General features: G+C 65.9%; 21 protein-coding genes. 12 read left to right on the top strand and 9 right to left on the bottom strand.

The window, feature by feature from the left end; translation table 11 throughout:
- Positions 1–117: 117 nt before the first annotated feature.
- The gene (locus tag QXK92_RS17925) at positions 118–516 is read right to left on the bottom strand and encodes a TIGR03668 family PPOX class F420-dependent oxidoreductase (protein ID WP_306243401.1); all 399 of its coding nucleotides are present in this window, start codon (positions 514–516) and stop codon (positions 118–120) included.
- A gap of 262 nt (positions 517–778) precedes the next feature.
- Between QXK92_RS17925 and QXK92_RS17920 the strand changes: the two genes are divergently transcribed.
- From QXK92_RS17920 to QXK92_RS17905, 4 genes are all read left to right on the top strand, one after another.
- Positions 779–1,843: a S1C family serine protease gene (locus tag QXK92_RS17920; RefSeq protein ID WP_306243400.1), complete on the top strand. Its 1,065-nt coding sequence runs from the start codon at positions 779–781 to the stop codon at positions 1,841–1,843.
- Between the two features lie 110 nt (positions 1,844–1,953).
- Complete coding sequence (gene treS, locus QXK92_RS17915) at positions 1,954–3,747, top strand: maltose alpha-D-glucosyltransferase (RefSeq protein WP_306243397.1); 1,794 nt, start codon at positions 1,954–1,956, stop codon at positions 3,745–3,747.
- The gene (locus QXK92_RS17910; RefSeq protein ID WP_306243395.1) at positions 3,744–5,105 is read left to right on the top strand and encodes a maltokinase; all 1,362 of its coding nucleotides are present in this window, start codon (positions 3,744–3,746) and stop codon (positions 5,103–5,105) included. Before treS ends, QXK92_RS17910 begins: the two co-directional genes overlap by 4 nt.
- Positions 5,106–5,164: 59 nt before the next feature.
- On the top strand, positions 5,165–5,845 hold the full coding sequence (locus tag QXK92_RS17905; protein ID WP_306243393.1) for a YoaK family protein: 681 nt from the start codon (positions 5,165–5,167) through the stop codon (positions 5,843–5,845).
- 87 nt (positions 5,846–5,932) lie between these two features.
- On the opposite strand, the gene ag85C is transcribed toward QXK92_RS17905, so the two are convergent.
- The 5 genes from ag85C to QXK92_RS17880 all read right to left on the bottom strand — a co-directional run bounded on the left by ag85C (position 5,933) and on the right by QXK92_RS17880 (position 9,802).
- Positions 5,933–6,973: a diacylglycerol acyltransferase/mycolyltransferase Ag85C gene (gene ag85C / locus QXK92_RS17900; protein ID WP_306243391.1), complete on the bottom strand. Its 1,041-nt coding sequence runs from the start codon at positions 6,971–6,973 to the stop codon at positions 5,933–5,935.
- Positions 6,974–7,193: 220 nt separating this feature from the next.
- The gene (locus QXK92_RS17895) at positions 7,194–8,018 is read right to left on the bottom strand and encodes an ABC transporter permease (RefSeq protein WP_306243389.1); all 825 of its coding nucleotides are present in this window, start codon (positions 8,016–8,018) and stop codon (positions 7,194–7,196) included.
- Complete coding sequence (locus tag QXK92_RS17890; RefSeq protein WP_371934185.1) at positions 8,008–8,808, bottom strand: ATP-binding cassette domain-containing protein; 801 nt, start codon at positions 8,806–8,808, stop codon at positions 8,008–8,010. The genes QXK92_RS17895 and QXK92_RS17890 overlap by 11 nt, the downstream gene beginning before the upstream one ends.
- Complete coding sequence (locus tag QXK92_RS17885; RefSeq protein WP_306243385.1) at positions 8,805–9,257, bottom strand: MarR family winged helix-turn-helix transcriptional regulator; 453 nt, start codon at positions 9,255–9,257, stop codon at positions 8,805–8,807. The genes QXK92_RS17890 and QXK92_RS17885 overlap by 4 nt, the downstream gene beginning before the upstream one ends.
- A 32-nt stretch (positions 9,258–9,289) precedes the next feature.
- On the bottom strand, positions 9,290–9,802 hold the full coding sequence (locus QXK92_RS17880; RefSeq protein WP_306243383.1) for a metallophosphoesterase family protein: 513 nt from the start codon (positions 9,800–9,802) through the stop codon (positions 9,290–9,292).
- Positions 9,803–9,847: 45 nt separating this feature from the next.
- On the opposite strand from QXK92_RS17880, the gene QXK92_RS17875 reads away from it, so the two are divergent.
- The gene (locus tag QXK92_RS17875; protein ID WP_306243381.1) at positions 9,848–10,303 is read left to right on the top strand and encodes a MaoC family dehydratase; all 456 of its coding nucleotides are present in this window, start codon (positions 9,848–9,850) and stop codon (positions 10,301–10,303) included.
- An 81-nt stretch (positions 10,304–10,384) separates the two neighbouring features.
- Here QXK92_RS17875 and QXK92_RS17870 read toward each other — a convergent pair whose 3' ends face one another.
- Positions 10,385–11,680 carry an acyl-CoA dehydrogenase family protein gene (locus tag QXK92_RS17870; RefSeq protein ID WP_306243379.1) on the bottom strand — a complete coding sequence of 432 codons (1,296 nt, stop codon included), beginning with the start codon at positions 11,678–11,680 and terminating at the stop codon, positions 10,385–10,387.
- 62 nt (positions 11,681–11,742) lie between these two features.
- Positions 11,743–12,816 (bottom strand): F420-dependent hydroxymycolic acid dehydrogenase, encoded by a 1,074-nt coding sequence (locus QXK92_RS17865; protein WP_306243377.1) that lies wholly within the window; start codon positions 12,814–12,816, stop codon positions 11,743–11,745.
- Between the two features lie 85 nt (positions 12,817–12,901).
- On the opposite strand from QXK92_RS17865, the gene QXK92_RS17860 reads away from it, so the two are divergent.
- The 3 genes from QXK92_RS17860 to QXK92_RS17850 are packed head-to-tail and all read left to right on the top strand — an operon-like array spanning position 12,902 to position 14,606.
- Positions 12,902–13,507 carry a GNAT family N-acetyltransferase gene (locus QXK92_RS17860; RefSeq protein WP_306244510.1) on the top strand — a complete coding sequence of 202 codons (606 nt, stop codon included), beginning with the start codon at positions 12,902–12,904 and terminating at the stop codon, positions 13,505–13,507.
- Positions 13,489–14,265: an SDR family NAD(P)-dependent oxidoreductase gene (locus QXK92_RS17855; RefSeq protein ID WP_306243375.1), complete on the top strand. Its 777-nt coding sequence runs from the start codon at positions 13,489–13,491 to the stop codon at positions 14,263–14,265. Before QXK92_RS17860 ends, QXK92_RS17855 begins: the two co-directional genes overlap by 19 nt.
- A gap of 29 nt (positions 14,266–14,294) precedes the next feature.
- Complete coding sequence (locus QXK92_RS17850; protein WP_306243373.1) at positions 14,295–14,606, top strand: hypothetical protein; 312 nt, start codon at positions 14,295–14,297, stop codon at positions 14,604–14,606.
- Here the strand turns inward: QXK92_RS17850 and QXK92_RS17845 are convergent, their stop codons facing one another.
- Positions 14,607–15,293 carry a TetR family transcriptional regulator gene (locus QXK92_RS17845; RefSeq protein WP_306243372.1) on the bottom strand — a complete coding sequence of 229 codons (687 nt, stop codon included), beginning with the start codon at positions 15,291–15,293 and terminating at the stop codon, positions 14,607–14,609.
- 70 nt (positions 15,294–15,363) lie between these two features.
- Here QXK92_RS17845 and QXK92_RS17840 point away from each other — a divergent pair, with 70 nt between their 5' ends.
- The 4 genes from QXK92_RS17840 (at position 15,364) to QXK92_RS17825 (ending at position 19,282) form a co-directional block, all read left to right on the top strand.
- Positions 15,364–16,437: a ferredoxin reductase gene (locus QXK92_RS17840; RefSeq protein WP_306243370.1), complete on the top strand. Its 1,074-nt coding sequence runs from the start codon at positions 15,364–15,366 to the stop codon at positions 16,435–16,437.
- Between the two features lie 50 nt (positions 16,438–16,487).
- Positions 16,488–17,594, top strand: coding sequence for an acyl-CoA desaturase (locus QXK92_RS17835; RefSeq protein ID WP_306243368.1), 1,107 nt, complete (start codon positions 16,488–16,490; stop codon positions 17,592–17,594).
- 120 nt (positions 17,595–17,714) lie between these two features.
- A complete protein-coding gene (locus QXK92_RS17830; RefSeq protein ID WP_306243366.1) occupies positions 17,715–18,230 on the top strand; it encodes an SRPBCC family protein in 516 nt (171 codons plus the stop codon).
- Entirely contained in the window at positions 18,230–19,282 is a 1,053-nt protein-coding gene (locus QXK92_RS17825) for an LLM class flavin-dependent oxidoreductase (protein ID WP_306243364.1), read from the top strand. The genes QXK92_RS17830 and QXK92_RS17825 overlap by 1 nt, the downstream gene beginning before the upstream one ends.
- Positions 19,283–19,336 lie beyond the last annotated feature (54 nt).

The following is a 19,336-nucleotide window of genomic DNA, read 5'->3' as shown; positions in this document are numbered from 1 at the left end:
CCGGGGTGCCGCCGACTCCCGTACGCGGCGTGATCCAGCCCACAGGACGCACGAGCAACTTTTCTCCCAACCGCGGCCCAGCACAAGGGTCGGGGGCGCCCCTATGTCACTGCTACGTCAGGCGTGCCAGCTGGACCAGCGCGTTGCGGTCACGGTGATGACCGGCCCGTCCAACGGAACAGATTGGTACTGCGGATATTTCGCGCGCAGCAACCGGTAACCCGTGTGCAGTGCGGGGCCGTCGGCCGCGACGGTGGCGGTGCCGTCAACGCGCACCCACCACAATTGCGTCCAATCCTCGGCGTAGTGGTCGGCGAGCAGGCTGACCGCCGGGTTGTGCTCGATGTTGGCGAGCCGGCGCAGCCGCTGGTGTTTCTTGGGCTTGGCATCGACCGCGGTGTAGACGACGTCCCCGTCGACCGCGAACACCACCGGCACCAGGTGCGGTATTCCGTCAGGCGCCACAGTCGCCAGCCGCGCCACCGGGGATCGAGCGAACCAGGCCCGGGCGTCCACGCCACCAGCTTAGAACCGGCGCATTACCCGGTGACGTAAGTCACCACCGGCCTATTGGATTAGGCCGTTAGCGGGTCCGTCGGCTTAGGCTGTTTTTAACTCGGTGCCCATTTGACTCGGATGCGATCCGGCATTTCGCCGAATTGGTGCCTGACCACCGTTTAAATGGGTATCTGGATTACGGTGGTCCCAGACAGCGCCGCCGCCCGGACCTTACGGCTGGGACAATATGACTATTAGCCCGACGCAGGAGGATTACCGGATGAGCAAAACGCGCCACCGTTCATTCAGGTGGTCATGGCCGGTTGCGGTCATGGCCGTTGTGGGAATGGTCTGCGGACTGGGTCTGGCAACGCCCCCGGCGCCCGCCCAGGCTGCGCCGTACAAGCAGTTCCCGGCGGTGCCACTCGACCCGTCGGCGCTTGTCGGCCAGGTCGGTCCGCAGGTGGTCAACATCAACACCAAGCTGGGCTACAACAACGCGGTGGGAGCCGGCACCGGCATCGTCATCGACCCCAACGGCGTCGTGCTGACCAACAACCACGTCATCTCGGGCGCCACCGACATCAGCGCCTTCAGCGTCGGCGACGGACGCACGTACGGCGTGGACGTCGTCGGGTATGACCGTACCCAGGACGTCGCAGTGTTGCAGCTGCGCGGGGCCGGCGGTCTGCCCACCGCCTCCATCGGTGGCGGCGTCAGCGTTGGTGAGCCGGTCGTGGCCATGGGCAACACCGGCGGGCAGGGTGGTACCCCGCGCGCTGTCGCCGGCAAGGTGCTCGCCGTCAACCAGACCGTGCAGGCGTCGGACTCCTTGACCGGGGCCGCCGAGACCCTCAACGGACTGATCCAGTTCGACGGCGCGATCGCGCCCGGCGACTCCGGTGGGCCGGTCGTCAACGGCGCGGGTCAGGTGGTCGGTATGAACACCGCAGCGACCGAGAACTTCCAGATGTCGCAGGGCGGTCAGGGCTTCGCCATTCCGATCGGGACGGCGATGAGCATCGCCAACAACATCCGGTCCGGCGGCGGGTCGCCCACCGTGCACGTCGGCCCCACGGCCTTCCTCGGCCTCGGTGTCGTCGACAACAACGGCAGCGGCGCACGGGTCCAGCGCGTCGTCGGCAACGCTCCTGCCGCGGCGGCGGGGATTTCCAACGGTGACATCATCACCGCCCTTGACGGTGTCCCGATCAACTCGGCCACCGCGATGTCCGATGCGCTCAACGGGCACCACCCGGGCGACATGGTTTCGATCAGCTTCACCACCAAAACCGGGGTCGCCCGCACCGAGAACGTGACCCTGGCGGAGGGTCCTCCGGCCTGATCGAGTCAATTCGTTTGGCGCTGGCCGTGATTCACCGTCGTGTTCGGAGTCGGGTTGCTTCGGGTGATTCTTAACCAGGTGCGTCGGGTACCCGTGGCATCGTGGATTTGATGAATGACGCGATAAGCGCCTCGAAGCAAGATCCCGCACACCATCCAGCGGAGGGCAGTCACGTCGAAGGGGGTGTGGTCGAGCACCCGACCGCCGAGGACTTCGACAACGCGGTTGCCCTGCCGGCGGATCCGACCTGGTTCAAGCACGCGGTGTTCTACGAAGTGCTGGTGCGGGCGTTCTTCGACTCGAACGCCGACGGTTCCGGTGACCTGCGTGGACTCATCGAACGCCTGGACTACCTGCAGTGGCTGGGAGTCGACTGCCTGTGGTTGCCGCCGTTCTACGACTCTCCGCTGCGTGACGGTGGTTACGACATCCGTGACTTCTACAAGGTGCTGCCCGACTTCGGCACCGTCGAGGACTTCGTCGCGCTGATCGACGAGGCTCACGCCCGCGGTATCCGGGTGATCACCGATCTTGTGATGAACCACACGTCGGACTCGCATCCGTGGTTCCAGGAGTCCCGGCACGACCCCGACGGGCCATACGGCGACTACTACGTCTGGAGCGACACCAGCGAGAAGTACACCGATGCCCGGATCATCTTCATCGACACCGAGGAATCCAACTGGACCTTCGATCCGGTGCGCAAGCAGTTCTACTGGCACCGGTTCTTCTCGCACCAGCCGGACCTGAACTACGACAACCCGGCCGTGCAGGAAGCGATGATCGACGTGCTGCGGTTCTGGCTGGGCCTGGGTATCGACGGGTTCCGGCTGGACGCGGTGCCGTATCTGTTCGAGCGCGAAGGCACGAACTGCGAGAACCTGCCCGAGACGCACGCCTTCCTCAAGCGGGTGCGCAAGGTGGTGGACGACGAGTATCCCGGCCGGGTGCTGCTGGCCGAGGCCAATCAGTGGCCGGCCGACGTCGTCGAGTATTTCGGCGACCCCTCCACCGGCGGCGACGAATGCCACATGGCGTTTCACTTCCCGCTGATGCCGCGCATCTTCATGGCGGTGCGCCGCGAGTCGCGGTTCCCGATCTCGGAGATCCTGGCCCAGACCCCGGATATCCCGGACCTGGCCCAGTGGGGGATCTTCCTGCGTAACCACGACGAACTGACCCTGGAAATGGTCAGCGACGAGGAACGCGACTACATGTACGCGGAGTACGCCAAGGATCCGCGGATGAAGGCCAACGTCGGCATTCGCCGCCGCCTGGCGCCGTTGCTGGACAACGACCGCAACCAGATGCAGCTGTTCACCGCGCTGTTGTTGTCGCTGCCCGGTTCGCCGGTGCTGTATTACGGCGACGAGATCGGGATGGGCGACGTGATCTGGCTCGGTGACCGCGACGGCGTGCGGACTCCGATGCAGTGGACACCGGACCGCAATGCCGGGTTCTCCACCGCCAACCCGGGCCGGTTGTACTTGCCGACCAACCAGGACTCGGTCTACGGCTACCAGGCGGTCAACGTGGAGGCGCAACGCGACACGTCGACGTCGCTGCTCAACTGGACCCGCACCATGCTGGCCGTGCGCCGCCGGCACGACGCGTTCGCCGTCGGGTCATTTCACGAACTCGGTGGGTCCAATCCCTCGGTCCTGGCCTATGTGCGGGAAGTGGTGCGAGAGGATGCCGAAAACGACGTCGTGTTGTGCGTCAACAATCTGTCTCGGTTCCCCCAGCCGATCGAATTGAACCTGCAGCAGTGGAACAACTACACCCCAATCGAACTCACCGGACAGGTGGAATTTCCCCGGATCGGGCACCTGCCTTATCTGCTCACGCTCCCGGGACACGGTTTCTACTGGTTCCAGCTGTCCGCTTCGGAGGAGAACCGATGACCCGCCCGACAATGCCCGCAAACCTCCCGTGGGCGGACTGGCTCCCCCAGCAACGGTGGTACGCCGGGCGCAACCGGCAACTGTCCACCGCCGACGTATCGCTGGTGGTCCCGCTGCGCACGAACCTGGACCTGGTGCTGGTCGACGTCGGTTATGCCGACGGCTTCACCGAGCGCTACCAGGTGATCGTGGGCTGGGACACCGAGCCGGTCACCGAGTACAGCACCCTGGCCACCATCGGTTCGGCCGAAGATCACACGGCATTCGACGCGCTGTACGACCCGTCGGCCGCGCAGTTCCTGCTGTCGCTGATCGACTCCGCGGCCGTGCGGGGCGAGTCCGAAAGCCAGGTCAGGTTCTCCAAAGAGCCCGGCGCCGGATTGCCGCTGGACGCCTATCCGCGGGTCTCGGACGCCGAGCAGAGCAACACCAGCGTGATCTTCGACCGGGCACCGTGCGCCATCTTCAAGGTGTTCCGGCGGGTCAGCCCCGGTATCAACCCCGACATCGAGCTCAACCGGGTGCTCGGCCGCGCGGGCAACACGCACGTCGCGAAGTTGCTCGGCGCCTACGAGGTGGGCGCGGCGGGCGATCCGGACGCGTCGTCGCCGCTGGGCATGGTCACCGCGTTCGCGGCCAACGCGGCCGAGGGCTGGGCGATGGCCACCGCCAGCGTCCGCGATCTGTTTGCCGAGGGTGACCTCTACGCCCATGAGGTCGGCGGTGACTTCGCCGGCGAGTCCTATCGGCTCGGCGAGGCGGTGGCGTCGGTGCACGCCACCCTGGCCGAGACCCTCGGGACGTCGCAGACGGTCTTTCCGCTGGACCATGTGCTGTCGCGGCTCAGCGCGGCCGTGGCCACGGTGCCCGAACTCGAGCAGTACGCCGCGACAATCGAGGAGCGGTTCGGCAAGCTGGCCGACGAGCAGATCACCGTGCAGCGGGTGCACGGCGACCTGCACCTGGGACAGGTGCTGCGAACCCCGGAGAGCTGGGTGCTGATCGACTTCGAAGGTGAGCCGGGCCAGCCGCTGAAGGAGCGGCGTGCACCGGATTCACCGTTACGCGACGTCGCCGGGGTGTTGCGGTCCTTCGAGTACGCGGCCTACGGGCCGTTGGTGGAGAACGCGGCGGACAAGCAGAAGGCGGCGCGGGCCCGGGAATGGGTCGAGCGCAACCGCACCGCGTTCTGCGACGGCTACGCGGCCGCGTCCGGGATCGACCCGCGCGATTCGGCGCTGCTGCTGGCCGCTTATGAGCTCGACAAGGCGGTCTACGAGACCGGATACGAGGCACGGCACCGGCCTACCTGGCTGCCGATACCGCTGCGCTCGATCGCACGTCTGACGACGGCCTGACTCGAGGTCGGCTATGCCCTTGGGGTGCCCAAGTCGCGTCGCTCTGGAAGCATGCTCGTGTGCAGAAAGAGATGTACGACAGCGAAGCGAGACTGGCCTGGGTGCTGGCCGCATTGGCCGGGGTGCTCGGAGCCACCGCATTCACCCACTCAGAGGGGTACTTCGTCACGTTCATGACCGGAAATGCCCAGCGTGCCGTGCTGGGGGTGTTCCGGGACGACGTGACCCTGTCATTGAGTGCGGGCACGCTGCTGCTGTGTTTCGTGGCCGGGGTGATCGTCTCGTCGGTGTGCCGGCGCCGGTTCTGGGCCGAGCACCCGCATGGTCCGACGGTGCTGACCACCTTTTGTCTGGTGTTCGCGACGGCCCTCGATATCGTGCTGGGCGGGTGGGAGCAGACCCTGCTCGATTTCGTGCCGATCATGTTCGTGGTCTTCGGGATCGGCGCGCTGAACACTTCTTTCGTCAAGGACGGCGAAGTCTCTATTCCGCTGAGTTACGTGACGGGCACGCTGGTGAAAATGGGCCAGGGCATCGAACGTCACATGGCCGGGGGGCGGATCGAGGACTGGTTCGGCTACTTCATGATGCTCGCGACGTTCATGCTGGGCGCGGCGATCGGCGGGGCGATCAGCTTGGTGGTCAGCGGCACTCAGATGCTCGGTGTCGCCGCGGTCGTGTGTCTGGTGACTACGTGTTACACCTACCTGCACGCCGACCGCCGCGGGTTGCTGGATTAATCGGGGGCGCTGCTACCTTCCGAAAAGGAACATCGGCAGCAGCGCTGGCCGTAGCGCTGCTGCCGATGTGGCTCTGGTGGCAACCCGTCAGGTGCCCGCGACGGGAGGACCGGCGGGCGCCGGTGCCGGTGGCGGAGGGGCCGCGGCGTTGACCGCGTTGATCACCTGCAGCATGTCGGGCTTCATCGCCATCAGTTGCTGGTTCCAGTAGTTCCAGGAGTGGGTGCCGTTGCCCGGGAACTGGAACACCCCGTTGCGTCCGCCGTTGGCCGCGTAGTTCTGCTGGAACTGCTGGTTGGTGCGCAGCGTCAGGCCTTCGAGGAACTTCGCCGGCATGTTGTCGCCGCCGAGGTCGCTGGGAGTGCCGTTGCCGCAGTAGACCCAGATCCGGGTGTTGTTGGCGACCAGGCGCGGAATCTGCATCATCGGGTCGTTGCGCTTCCAGGCCGGGTCAGAGGACGGTCCCCACATGCTGTTCGCGTTGTAGCCGCCCGAGTCGTTCATCGCCAGCCCGATCAGGGTCGGCCACCAACCCTCGGAGGGGTTGAGGAAGCCCGACAGCGAGGCGGCGTAGGGGAACATCTGCGGGTAGTAGGCCGCCATCACCAGCGCCGAGCTGCCCGACATGGACAGGCCCACAACCGAATTGCCGACCGGCGAGGTGCCCTTGTTGGCCTGCAGCCACGCGGGCATCTCCCGGGTCAGGAAGGTCTCCCACTTGTAGGTGTAGTTCTGCCCGTTGCCCTGTGAGGGCTGGTACCAGTCGCTGTAGAAGCTGGACTGCCCGCCGACCGGCATGATCACCGAGAGGCCGGAGTTGTAGAACTCCTCGAATGCGGGGGTGTTGATGTCCCAGCCGCTGTAGTCGTCCTGGGCACGCAGGCCGTCCAGCAGGAGGACCGAATGCGCTCCGCCACTCTGGAATTGGACCCGGATGTTGCGACCCATCGCCTGCGACGGGATCTGCAGATACTCGACCGGCAGCCCCGGGCGGGAGAACGCGCCCGAGGTGGCCGAACCGCCGACCGCGCTGACGAGACCGGTCAGCAGGGCAGCACCCATAGCGGCGAAAGCCAACCGTCGAGGTATGGTTGCCGCTGCGCCACACAGCCTTTCAACGAATTTCATCGTTTCTACCCATCCCAACTTTCATCTGCCACTCGTGGAATCTGTTCTTGGGCGAGTGAAACACAGACGACGGGCCCGGCGAGCCCGTCGTGGCCGGAGAACTTTGTCGCGGTTGGCTAACGATTGGGAGTCGGGCCGGATACCAGTTCAGCCGGTCACCGTCGGGTAACGAATGGCCACCGGAAGGGTATCGTCGCCTTCTGGTACGCCGCTGGATGCGCTATGCGACGAGGCGCCGCAAAAATGTTGACGCCGTGACGATTCCGACGACCGGCGCCACCAGCAGCACGATGACGTCCACGAGGTGGAATGGGGTGCCGATCAACAGCGCGCGCAGCACGTCGACCTCGTAGCTGAGCGGGTTGACCTTGCTCAGGGCATGCAACCAGCCCGGCATGACGTCAACCGGATACAGCGCATTGGAGGCGAAGAACAGTGGCATGGTGATGGCCTGACCGATACCCATCAGGCGATCACGGTTACGCACCAGACCGGCCAATGTCATTGACAGGCAGGCGAAGAACGCCGCGCCGAGCATGACGACGACCATCGCCGCCAGAATCCGCAGCGGATTGACGGTAAGCCCGATGCCTGTCGCGTAGGCCAGCGCCAGCACGCCGACCACCTGTGCCACCGACCGCACCCCGGCAGCGAACGACTTGCCGGTGATCAGGGCCGAGGCGGGCGCCGGCGTCACCATCAGCTTTGCCAGGACGCCCGAATCACGGTCCCAGATGATCTGGATGCCATAGAAAATGGAGATGAACAATGCCGACTGGGCGATGATGCCGGGGGCCAGGAACGCCTGATAGCTGACGTTGCCGGTGTCGATCACGCGCAGGTGGCTGAAGGTGGTGCCGAAGATCAGCAGCCACAGCGCTGGCTGCACCATCCTCATCACGAGCTCGGTCCGGTCGTGCCGCAACTTCTGCAGTTCCACGATCGCGAACGCGCCGATGCGGCTCAATGTCGCTCTGGCCCTGTCCAATCCGTGTGGAGCGCGAACTAGTTCGAAGGTGAATGGGGGGGTGTGATCAACCGACACGGCGGGCCACCCTTCTGACGGCCCGGATTTCGCTGATATCTGACGAGTCTTGGGTGAGACCGGCCGACGAATAGTGGCGGAAGACATCTTCGAGCGTGGCCTCCGGCGACAGGGCCGCCTTCAACTCCTCAGGGCTGCCCACGGCCTGCAGTGCGCCGCGATGCATCAGTGCGACCCGGTCGCACAACGCGTCCGCTTCTTCCATGTAGTGGGTGGTCAACAGCACAGTCATGCCGAACTGCTCCTGCATCCGGCGGACCTGCGTCCAGACACCGTCGCGTGCGATGGGGTCCAGGCCGACGGTCGGTTCGTCCAGCACCAGTAGCGAGGGGCGGTTGACCAGGGCCTGCGCCACTTCCAGACGGCGCACCATGCCGCCGGAGTAGCTGGATGCGGGCTTGTCGGCCACATCGAGCAGATCCATTGCGGCCAGCGCCTGTTCAACACGCTGGGTCCGCTCGGCCCGCGGGACGCCGTACAGCCTGGCGAACCAGGTCACGTTCTGCCGGCCGGTCAACGTCGTCTCAATGGAAAGTTGTTGTGGCACATAGCCGATATTGCTTCGTATATCGATCGTCTGGCTTTTCGCATCCAGTCCGAAGATGCGCAGTTCGCCGTGCTGGACCGGCGCCAGAGTGGTCAGCACCCGTACCACCGTTGTCTTGCCGGCACCGTTGGGGCCGAGCAGACCCATGGTCTCGCCTGGCCGCACCGTGAAAGTCACGTCGTCGACGGCCGTGTGCTGGCCATAGCGATAGGTCAGGTGCCGGCAATCGATTGCGTCTGTCATGTGCATCGCTCCTGCAGCTTCCTGGTCATCTCTTCGAGCACCTCCAGCCCCTTGGCCAATACCCCGATCTGGTCGTCGTCAAGCTCATCGACCAGGTCGGCGAGCACGGCCCGGCGCGTTGCCGCCGTCGCGTCCATCACGTGCTGGGCCGATTCGGTGAGCCGCAGCCGGCTCACCCGTCGGTCGTCCGGGTCCGCCGTCCGTTCCAGCAATCCCGCGCAGGACAGCTTGGACACCAGGGTGGAGGCGGTGTTGGGCACGAGGCCCAATTCGGCGGCGGCGACGCTGACCGACACTCCCGGGCGGTGCGAGACGAGGCGCAACAATTCGGCCTGCGACTCGGAGAGCCGCCCGGCCGGATATCCGGTGCCTGCGGCCCGGCGCAGTTGACGACGAAACCTGCCGAGGATCCGCGGCAGGTCAGCGACCACATCGGTCTTGGTTTCCACCACGGTCCATAATAGCTCTGTAGTCGAGCTATTTATTCCCGGCGCACCGCAGGGAGCTGGTGCAGCGTCACGTCGAGCTGGGCGCTGGCCTGGTCCACCGTGGCCGTCATGTACGTGCAGAACGGTTGCCGGCGCCGATCGGTCGGCGAGCCCGGGTTCAGCAGCCTCAGTCCGGTGGTTGTGGTGGTGTCCCATGGGATGTGGCTGTGGCCGAACACCAGCACGTCGGTCTCGGGGTAGAGCCGAGACATCCGCGCGTCGCGGCCTGCGGCGCCGCCTGTCTCGTGCACGACGGTGAAGTGCAGTCCACCCAGGTCCACGTCCGCGCGCTCGGGCAGCCGGGACCGCAGTTCGTCGCCGTCGTTGTTGCCCCAGCACGCGATCAGCCGGGCGGACGCGTCCTCGAGTCGGTCCAGCAGGTCCGGCGTCACCCAGTCGCCGGCGTGGATGACGACGTCGGCGGCGGCGACCTCGTCCCATACCGGCGCGGGAAGGTCGCGGGCGCGTTTCGGGACGTGGGTGTCGGTGATCAGCAGGAGCCGCATAAGTTCTATGCATACCCGGGCGCCATCAGGACCAGAGGAGAGACCATGCGCACCTTCGAGTCAGTCGCCGACCTCGCCGCGGCGGCGGGGGAGACCATCGGACAGAGCGACTGGGTGACGATCAGTCAGGAGGAGGTCAACCTGTTCGCCGACGCGACCGGTGACCACCAGTGGATCCACGTGGACCCGGAACGAGCCGCGAAGGGGCCGTTCGGGACCACCATCGCGCATGGGTTCATGACCCTCTCGCTGCTGCCGCGGCTGCAGCACGACATGTACACCGTCAAGGGCATCAAACTGGCGATCAATTACGGCCTGAACAAGGTTCGCTTCCCGGCCCCCGTGCCGGTGGGGTCGCGGGTGCGTGCGACGAGCTCACTGGTCAGCGTCGACGACGTCGGCAACGGCGCGGTGCAGGCCGTGGTGTCGACCACCGTCGAGATCGAGGGCTCGGCCAAGCCGGCCTGCGTGGCCGAGAGCATCGTCCGCTACATCAGCTGACTTTCCTCGCGAGCAGACACAAAATCGCACGCGGGCTGCCGAAATAGTGCGAGTTCGCGTCTGCTCGCGGGGACAGGTGCGTCAGAACTCGGCGATGGAGTGCTCCAGTCGGGCGGCCAGTCGCGCCTCCGCTTCGGCCTTGCGCGTCGGTATGTGCTGTGACGGGAAAGGCGTTGTCACAGGCTGATATTCGCGCAGGGTGCGGCGGGCCACGGTCATCTTGTGTAACTCGGTCGCGCCGTCGGCGATGCCCAGCGATTCGGCGGCCACCAGCATCTTGACGAACGGCATCTCGTCGGACACGCCGAGCGCGCCGTGCAGGTGCAGGGCGCGCTGCGCCACATCGTGCAGAACCTGGGGCATCGCGACCTTCACCGCCGCGATGTCGCGACGCACCTTCTGGTAGTCGTGGTGTTTGTCGATCAGCCACGCGGTGCGCAGCACCAGCAACCGGAACTGCTCGATCTGGATCCAGCTGTCGGCGATCTTCTCCTGGGTCATCTGGAAGTCGGACAGTCGCCCGTGCCGGGTCTGACGGGACACCGCGCGCTCGCACATCATGTCGAAAGCGCGGCGCGCCAAGGCGATTGTGCGCATCGCATGGTGGATACGGCCGCCGCCGAGGCGCGTCTGCGCGATCATGAACGCCTGCCCCTCGCCGCCGAGGACGTGATCGGCGGGCACCCTGACGTCGCGATAGCGAACGTAGCCGTGGGTGGCGCGTTTGGAGGATTCGGCGCCCACACCGACATTGCGGATGATCTCGATGCCCGGTGTCTCGGCCGGCACGATGAACAGCGACATCTTCTCGTACGTGCGGCCCTCCGGATTGGTGACAGCCATAACGATGAAGAACGACGCGTGTTTTGCGTTGGTGGAGAACCACTTCTCGCCGTTGATGATCCAGTCGTCACCGTCGCGGGTCGCCGAGGTGACGAACAGTCCCGGGTCCGAACCACCCTGTGGTTCGGTCATTGAGTAACAGGAGGTGATTTCGCCGTCCAGCAGGGGCTGCAGATAGCGCGCCTTCTGCTGCTCGGTGCCGAACAGCGCCAGAATCTCGGCGTTGCCCGAATCGGGAGCCTGGCAACCGAATACCGACGGCGCCCATCGGGAACGTCCGAGGATCTCGTTGAGCAACGCGAGTTTCACCTGACCGAAGCCCTGCCCGCCGAGTTTGGGCGTCAGATGGGCGGCCCACAGCCCCTGTTCCTTAACCTGTTGCTGCAACGGCCGCAGGATCGCCATCATCTCGGCGTTCTGCTTGTCGTACGGATCGAGCGCGACAAGATCGAGCGGTTCGAGTTCCTCGACCATGAATTTCTCGACCCAGTCCAGCTTGGCCTGGTATTCCGGGTCCGTTTCGAAGTCCCACACGGTTGGCCACCGTTCCCCGGCGCAGCGCTGCGCCGGCATCGTTGAGTCACACCATCGTAGGATCAGCGCAGTTCGGGCAGCACGCTGGTGCGGTAGAAGTCGATCGCGGTGTGTGGGTCATCCTGGGGGAAGTGCAGGAACGGCACGGCACCCGCATCGAGAATCGCCTGCACGGCGTTGATGTGCACAGCCGGGTCGGTGCCCAGGGTCCAATTGCCGAGCACCTTCTCGGTCGGATTCGTCTCGGCGGCGCGCTGGATCTCGACGGGGTTCGGTTGATCGACGGCGCCGGCGGTGAATCGCCACAGCGCCGCGGCGCGCGCGGCGGTAGCGGCGTCACCGACGACGGCGAACAACTCGGCACGCTTGCCCATGGTGGCGGGGTTGCGACCTGCCTGCTGCGCGCCCGCGTTGAACGCGGCGAGCAGTTTCGCGTTCGTGATATCGGGCGCCTGGGCGATCCACCCGTCGCTGTACCGACCGGCCAGCGTTGCGCTCTTGGGTCCGCCGGCGGCCACGAAGATCGGCGGCGGCGCGGCGGGCACGTCGTACAGTTTCAGCGAGTTCGTCTGAAAATACTTGCCTTCGAAGGAGATTCGCTCCCCGCTCCAGAGCTGCCGGATCAATCCGATCGCCTCTACCAGCCGGTCGTGACGCTCGGTGTAGTTGCCGTAGGTGTTGGTGGCGGCTTGCTCGTTGAGACGTTCACCGGTGCCAAGGCCCAGAAAGACCCGGCCCGGACTGAGGATGGCCAGTGACGCGAATGCCTGCGCGACGGTGGCCGGATGGTAGCGATAGGTCGGGCAGGTCACCCCGGTGCCGAAGGAGATCCGGCTGGTGCTGTTGCCCACCAGTGCCAACGTCAGCCAGGGGAACATGGAGTGGCCCTGGTTGTCCTGCCACGGCTGCAGATGATCGCTGGCCCAGACGTACGTGAACCCGGCGTTCTCGGCGGCCTGCGCCTGCGAGACCAGTTGATCGGTGCGGAACTGCTCGTGGGACAACACGAATCCGACATCCCGCGGCTGCGCGGACCCGGGCGCCTGCCGTGACTGGCAACCGGACAGCCCGGCGGCAGCGGCCACGCCCATTCCGGCGGCCAGCTGCGCCATCGCCCTTCTCGAGATACCGGTCATGGCATCGGAATACCCTCGCCCCCTGCCCCCACACCTTCAGCGCACAGGCTGGCGTGCCTCACCTCAGCCACCTACCGTGAGTGAGGTGACTCCGCAGGCGCGCCCGGCGCAAAAAGCTGACCTTCGCAAGTTGAGCCGCACTCTGGGCCGCGCCTTCTTCGACGACCCGGTCACGATGTGGATCCTGCCCGACGATGACGCGCGGCGGAAGCACCTGGGCCGGGTGTTCGCCACGATGACCCGCCATCACCATCTGCCGCGCGGCGGCGTCGAGGTGGCCTGCGAAGGAGCGGACATCGGTGCGGCCGCACTATGGGATCCGCCGAATCAATGGCGGGAATCACGCTGGGCGGAACTGGCGCAGCTGCCCACCTTCCTGCGGGCGTTCGGTACGCGAACCCAGCGGGGCCGTGAGCTGCAGGAGATCATGAAACGCGCGCATCCGGAAGAGCCGCATTGGTATCTGGCGGTCGTCGGCAGCGACCCGGATGTCCGTGGCCGGGGTTTCGGGCAGGTGCTGATGCGGTCCCGGTTGCAGCGTTGCGACGCCGAGTACTGCCCCGCCTACTTGGAGTCCTCCAAGCCTGAAAACGTGCCGTATTACGAACGTTTCGGCTTCCGGGTAACCGGGGAGATCACGATTCCCGACGGTGGTCCGACGCTGTGGCCGATGTGGCGCGACCCGCAGTGACTGGGCAGGCGTTCGCCGGCAAAACCGCGTTCATCACGGGCGCGGCCGCCGGGCTCGGGCGCGCTTTCGCTCGGGCGCTCGCGGCTCGTGGGGCCGGCGTTGTGATCGCCGACATCGACATCGCGAGTGCCGCCCAGGTGGCCGCCGAACTGACATCGCAAGGGGCGCAGTCGATCGCGGTGCCCTGCGACGTGGCCGACGAATATCAGGTCGACGCCGCGGTGGCGGTTGCGACCGAAACATTGGGTGGCGTCGACATTCTCATCAACAACGCCGGCCGCCACCTGATGAAGTACAACCAGCCGTTCGGCGCCCTCTCCCGTGCGGACCTGCGCGGCATGTTCGACGTCAATGTCATGGGAGTCATCAATTGCACTCTGGCGTGCCGTGATTCGATGCGCGGCCGTGGTGGCGGGGTGGTGCTGAACATGTCGTCGGCGGCCGGTTATTCCAGCAGTACCCCCTACGGGGTGTCCAAACTGGCGGTGCGCGGCTTGACGGTGGCCTTTGCCTCCGAGCTCTCACCGGACCTGATCCGCGTCAACGCGATTGCGCCCGGAATGACCAACACCGAGAGCGCACTCGCCGATGTGCCGCGACCGCTGGTCGAGGATTACGTCCACGACCTTCAGCTGGTGCACCGGCTCTGCACGATGGACGACGTGGTGGCGGCGATGCTCTACCTGTGCTCGGACGATGCGTCGTTCATCACCGGCGAAACCCTCAAGGTCAGCGGTGGGTTCCCGCTGTCTGTTTAGCCGCACCGCCGGTGGGAAATAATGCGGCTATGGAAACCGGTCCCGACAACACCCTGGACCCGTCCGAGTCCACCGACTCCGACGAGCTGCTCAACGATGACGGAGACACCGTCGTCGATCCGCCCGAGGGTTGGAGCGAGGCCGACAAGTTCGGCATGACCGCGCGGGAAGAGCGCGAGGGGGAGTCGCTGGACCAGCGGCTCGCCGAAGAGGAGCCCGATGTCATCCCGGATGTCGAGCCGGTCGATGACATGCCGGGCCGCGCCCACCGCGGTCAGATCGACGGTGTTCCCGAGGACGGACCCTCGTTGTTCCAGGTCGTTGACGAGAACGAGGTCTGATCAGGGTTCGCTCTTCCATGAAGCGACCCCGATGGTGATCATCCGGAGCTGTTTGACCGCGGTGCGGTGAATGTCTTCCAGCGCTTCGGCGCTCTGCGCGTCTTCGATGGCCTCGGCGGTGACGATCATCGCGTTGACGAACAGGCTTGCCAGCACGTTGAGATCCTCGGTGCTCCACTCGTTCAACCGGGGAAACCGGGCCAGGTCAGTGGCCAGCTCAGACACGATCAGCCTGATCTCGGTGCGGATCGCATAGCGCAGCACGGACACTCCGGTGGAGCGCTCGCGTGAGATGAAGCGCCAGTGCTCGCGCTGTTCGGCGACGCTGCCGATCAGGATCTCCACCGAGGACTCGATCACCCGGCTGGGGTCCAGCTTGCCGGCCCGGGCCCCGCGCAGCGTGTCGCGCAGGCTGCGGAAGGATTCGTCGATCAGCACCAGGCCGAGTGCCTCCATCGACTCGAAATGCCGGTAGAAGGCCGCCGGAACGATGCCCGCCTCCCGGGTGACCTCACGCAGGCTCAGATTGCTGAAACTGCGGTCGTTGAGTGCCTTGAGCGCCGCGGCGATGATCGCCCGCCGGGTTGCCTCTTTGCGTTCCTCGCGCGAGGGCGTATCACGGGAGCTTTCGCGCCCCCGTTCTCGGCTCGACCGCCGCGAGTGTGAGCTAGGAGTACGACTGTTCACTATGTGAACCGTAACACAGAACGGGTGAAAACCCTTGACCACCTGCACCGACCGGTGTCACGGTGTACACATGTTCACTCAAACTTTCACTCGGACGATCGCCAAGCGAGTCCTGAGTTCCGACCTCGTTGATCTGCTCACCGGCCCGCACGGCGTCGACCGGTACACCGAGCTCGTGACGCCGACGTGGACCTCCGGTGAGGCCCGCGCCAAGGTGGTCGACGTGCGGCGGACCACCCCGCGCAGCGTCACCCTGACGCTGGCGCCGAACGCCGCGTTCACTGAGCGCCACCACGCCCGGGCCGGCCAGTTCGTGAACGTGACCGTCGAGATCGACGGGCGGATGCACTCGCGGTGCTACTCCCCGGCAAACGTCGAGGGCAGCACGGAGATCGAGCTGACCGTCGGTGTGCACGACGGCGGACTGGTGTCGAGCTACCTGTACGAGCGGGCCCGCCGCGGCATGGTGGTCGGCCTGGACGGCGTCGGCGGTGACTTCGTACTGCCGGAGCAACTGCCCCGCCGCATCCTGTTCATCTCCGGCGGCAGCGGAATCACGCCCGTGCTGGCGATGCTGCGCACGCTGGTCGCGCGGGGACATGCCGGCGAGCTCGCGTTCGTGCACTACGCCCGCACCCCCGAGGAAGCGTGCTACCGCGAGGAACTGGCAGCGATGCGCGGGGTTCGGGTCCTGCACGGCTTCACCCGTTCGGGTTCGGGTGATCTGAAAGGCCGTTTCGGCGCCGAGCATCTGGCCGCCGCGATGGAGGCGCCCGACGCGGTGTTCGTCTGCGGGCCAGACGCTTTGGTCGATGCCGTCAAGGGACTCTGTGAAAATGTGTTCACTGAAAGTTTCGTGCCGCCGGTGTTCGAGCCGCCGGCCAACCCGACCGGTGGCCGGGTCACTTTCGCCGACAGCAAGGTCGACGTCACCGATGACGGGCGGTCGCTGTTGGAGCAGGCCGAATCGGCCGGCCTCAAGCCGCAGAACGGATGCCGGATGGGCATCTGCCACACCTGCACGCGCCGCAAGACCTCCGGCACCGTGCGCAATCTGATCACCGGCGCCGTCTCCACCGCCCCCGACGAGGACGTGCAGATCTGCGTCACCGTTCCGGTCGGCGACGTCGACCTGGCCCTCTAGCAGCACTCCAACAGCCCTTTAGTCAACACACACTTCAAGGAGGAAAAGCCATGTCGCAGAACAAGATCACGCTGACCAAGGAGCAGGCCGACGCCTTCGGCAGGGAGCTCGACGCCATCAGGGAACGGGTGATGGCCGACCTTGGTGAAAAGGACGCGGAGTACATCCGCAAGGTCATCAAGGCCCAGCGCGCCCTGGAGGTCGGCGGTCGTGCGCTGCTGTTCCTGCCGCCGACCTGGTTGTTCGGCACCGCGATGCTGGGCTTCGCGAAGATCCTGGACAATATGGAGGTCGGTCACAACATCATGCACGGCCAGTACGACTGGATGCGTGACCCGACCATCTCCGGCCGCGACTTCGAGTGGGACAGCGCCTGCCCGTCGGACCAGTGGCGACACTCGCACAACTACATGCACCACACCCACACCAACATCGTGGGCATGGACCGCGACATCGGCTACGGCATCCTGCGGATGAGCGAGGACCAGCGCTGGCAGCCGTACTTCCTGGGCAACCCGGTCTACGCGTTCCTGCTGATGGTGCTGTTCCAATACGGAGTGGCGCTGCACGAGCTGGAGACCGAGCGGATCCGCGCCGGAGAGATCACGCTGCGAGACAAGCGCGACACGCTGCGCGAGATCTGGCGGAAGGTCCGTCGTCAGACACTGAAGGACTACGTGGCCTTCCCGCTGTTGGCTGGGCCGTTCGCGCCGTTCGTCTTCGCCGGCAACCTCACGGCGAACCTGATGCGCAACGTGTGGGCCTACACGATCATCTTTTGCGGCCACTTCCCGGAGGGCACGCAGGAATTCACCATGGAAGAGACCGAGAACGAGTCGCGCGGCCAGTGGTACTTCCGCCAGGTGCTCGGCTCGGCGAACCTGACCGGCGGCAAGTTCTTCCACGTGATGTCCGGCAACCTGTCACACCAGATCGAGCACCATCTGTTCCCGGACATTCCGGCCCGCCGGTACGCGGAGATCGCGCCGGAGGTTCAGGAGATCTGCGAGCGCTACGGCATCCCCTACAACAAAGGACCGCTGCTCAAGCAGTTCGGCACCGTGGTGCGCAAGATCATCCGGCTGAGCGTTCCGGACTCGTGGCACCGGCGGCCGAAGGAATCCGCTCCGGCCGAATTGGAGCTGGTGGCCGCATAACCGTTCGAGCCTGAGCTGACGGCGCCGAGACTGCGCCCAGGGTGTGTCATTTCGACATCGGGTATCCCTGGGCGCAGTCTCACTGCGTTTTCGGGTGGACTTGGGTGGAGAATGGGCCGAATGGAGTGGACCGGCGCGCGCTATGCGGACAAACCGACGGTGGAATCCTCGACCTGGGTCGACGCCGAGCCGCAACGGGTCTGGAGCCTGGTCTCCGACATCGAGCTGATGCCGACCCTGAGCAACGAGCTGCAATCGGTGTCGTGGCTGGACGGAGTCAGCGAACCCCGGATCGGAGCCCGGTTCGTCGGGCACAACGAGCACGAGGCGTTCGGGCGCTGGAGCACCACGTCACACATCGTTTCCTTCGACCGGCCCCGCGAATTCGCCTGGGCGGTCGGTGAACCCGAATACCCAGCAGCCACCTGGCGATTCCGGTTGACCCCCCGCGACGGAGGCACCGTGCTCTCGTTCTGGACGCAGATGGGTCCCGGCCGTTCGGGGTTGTCCAACGCCATCGATGCGATGCCGGACAAGGAACAGAAGATCGTGTTCGTCCGGCTGCGGGAGTTCGAGGCCGCGATCGACAAGACGCTGGCGGCGATCAAGAGGCTGGCCGAGCACGGGGTGCGGTGATGCGGACTGCGACCACGGTCGAATTGTCCGCGGCCCCAACCGCGCACGTGGCCGAAACCGTGGATTTCGTGGTCGAGGCCGAACGGCTCGGGCTCGACATGTGCTGGGTCGCCGAGGCGTGGGGGGCTGACGCCCCGTCGGCGCTGGGCTATCTCGCGGCCCGCACCGACACGATGCTGCTCGGTTCCGGCGTCATGCAAGTCGGTACCCGGTCGCCGGTGCTGGTCGCCCAGACGGCGATCACGTTGTCCAACCTGTCCGGGGGCCGCTTCCTGCTGGGCCTCGGTGCCTCGGGGCCGCAGGTGATCGAAGGCCTGCATGGCATCGCCTTCGACAGGCCGTTGTCGCGCATCCGCGAGACCGTCGAGATCGTCCGGCAGGTCTTCCAGGGCGGCAAAATCTCCTACTCCGGCCGGGAATTCCAGATCCCCCGACCAGGCGGCGAGGCGAAACCGATGCGGTTGTCCACCCGACCCGAACACCCGATTCCCATCTATCTGGCCACTCTGTCGCCGGCCATGTTGCGACTCACCGGGCAACTCGCCGACGGCTGGTTAGGCACCAGCTTCGTTCCCGAGGGTGCCGACCAGGCCTACTTCGCCCACCTGGACGAGGGTTTGGCCGCATCCGGTCGCACCCGCGCCGACCTCGACATCTGCCAGGGCGCCGAGGTCGCCTTCGCGGCGGACGAGGACGTCCTGCGCGAGATGGTGGCCGGACGTAAGTCGGAACTCGCGTTCAGTCTCGGCGGAATGGGCTCGGCCAGCACCAACTTCTACAACCAGGCCTACAGCCGGCAGGGCTGGAGCGAGGTGGCCGCCGCGGTGCGGGAACGCTGGCAGTCCGGCGACCGGCCCGCAGCCGCCGCTTTGATCACCGACGAAATGGTGCTTGCCACCACCCTGATCGGCACCGAAGAGATGGTTCGCGCCCGGCTGGCGGTGTGGCGCGATGCGGGGGTGACCACGGTGCGGCTCTATCCGGCGGGCGAGACATTGGGCGAGAAGCTCGACACGCTGGGCCGGGCGATCGAGTTGGTGCGCGCCACGTAGCGCCGAACGTGAACTTAGGGTGGCTTTTTGGTGATTTTCCCGCCCCCACTTCAC

Source organism: Mycobacterium sp. TY815 (assembly GCF_030755135.1).
Taxonomy (GTDB): domain Bacteria; phylum Actinomycetota; class Actinomycetes; order Mycobacteriales; family Mycobacteriaceae; genus Mycobacterium.
The sequence above is the reverse complement of the archived record's forward strand: the minus strand, read 5'-3'. Positions and strand labels throughout refer to the sequence as shown.

What these genes read in the sequence shown, in the direction of transcription:
- QXK92_RS17850 (WP_306243373.1), top strand. Translation starts at nt 14,295, where the DNA reads ATGGAAACCGGTCCCGACAACACCCTGGACCCGTCCGAGTCCACCGAC.
- QXK92_RS17830 (WP_306243366.1), top strand. Translation starts at nt 17,715, where the DNA reads ATGGAGTGGACCGGCGCGCGCTATGCGGACAAACCGACGGTGGAATCC.
- QXK92_RS17880 (WP_306243383.1), bottom strand. Translation starts at nt 9,802, where the DNA reads ATGCGGCTCCTGCTGATCACCGACACCCACGTCCCGAAACGCGCCCGC.
- QXK92_RS17910 (WP_306243395.1), top strand. Translation starts at nt 3,744, where the DNA reads ATGACCCGCCCGACAATGCCCGCAAACCTCCCGTGGGCGGACTGGCTC.
- QXK92_RS17840 (WP_306243370.1), top strand. Translation starts at nt 15,364, where the DNA reads ATGTTCACTCAAACTTTCACTCGGACGATCGCCAAGCGAGTCCTGAGT.
- treS (WP_306243397.1), top strand. Translation starts at nt 1,954, where the DNA reads ATGAATGACGCGATAAGCGCCTCGAAGCAAGATCCCGCACACCATCCA.
- QXK92_RS17920 (WP_306243400.1), top strand. Translation starts at nt 779, where the DNA reads ATGAGCAAAACGCGCCACCGTTCATTCAGGTGGTCATGGCCGGTTGCG.
- QXK92_RS17835 (WP_306243368.1), top strand. Translation starts at nt 16,488, where the DNA reads ATGTCGCAGAACAAGATCACGCTGACCAAGGAGCAGGCCGACGCCTTC.
- ag85C (WP_306243391.1), bottom strand. Translation starts at nt 6,973, where the DNA reads ATGAAATTCGTTGAAAGGCTGTGTGGCGCAGCGGCAACCATACCTCGA.
- QXK92_RS17890 (WP_371934185.1), bottom strand. Translation starts at nt 8,808, where the DNA reads ATGACAGACGCAATCGATTGCCGGCACCTGACCTATCGCTATGGCCAG.
- QXK92_RS17875 (WP_306243381.1), top strand. Translation starts at nt 9,848, where the DNA reads ATGCGCACCTTCGAGTCAGTCGCCGACCTCGCCGCGGCGGCGGGGGAG.
- QXK92_RS17825 (WP_306243364.1), top strand. Translation starts at nt 18,230, where the DNA reads ATGCGGACTGCGACCACGGTCGAATTGTCCGCGGCCCCAACCGCGCAC.
- QXK92_RS17865 (WP_306243377.1), bottom strand. Translation starts at nt 12,816, where the DNA reads ATGACCGGTATCTCGAGAAGGGCGATGGCGCAGCTGGCCGCCGGAATG.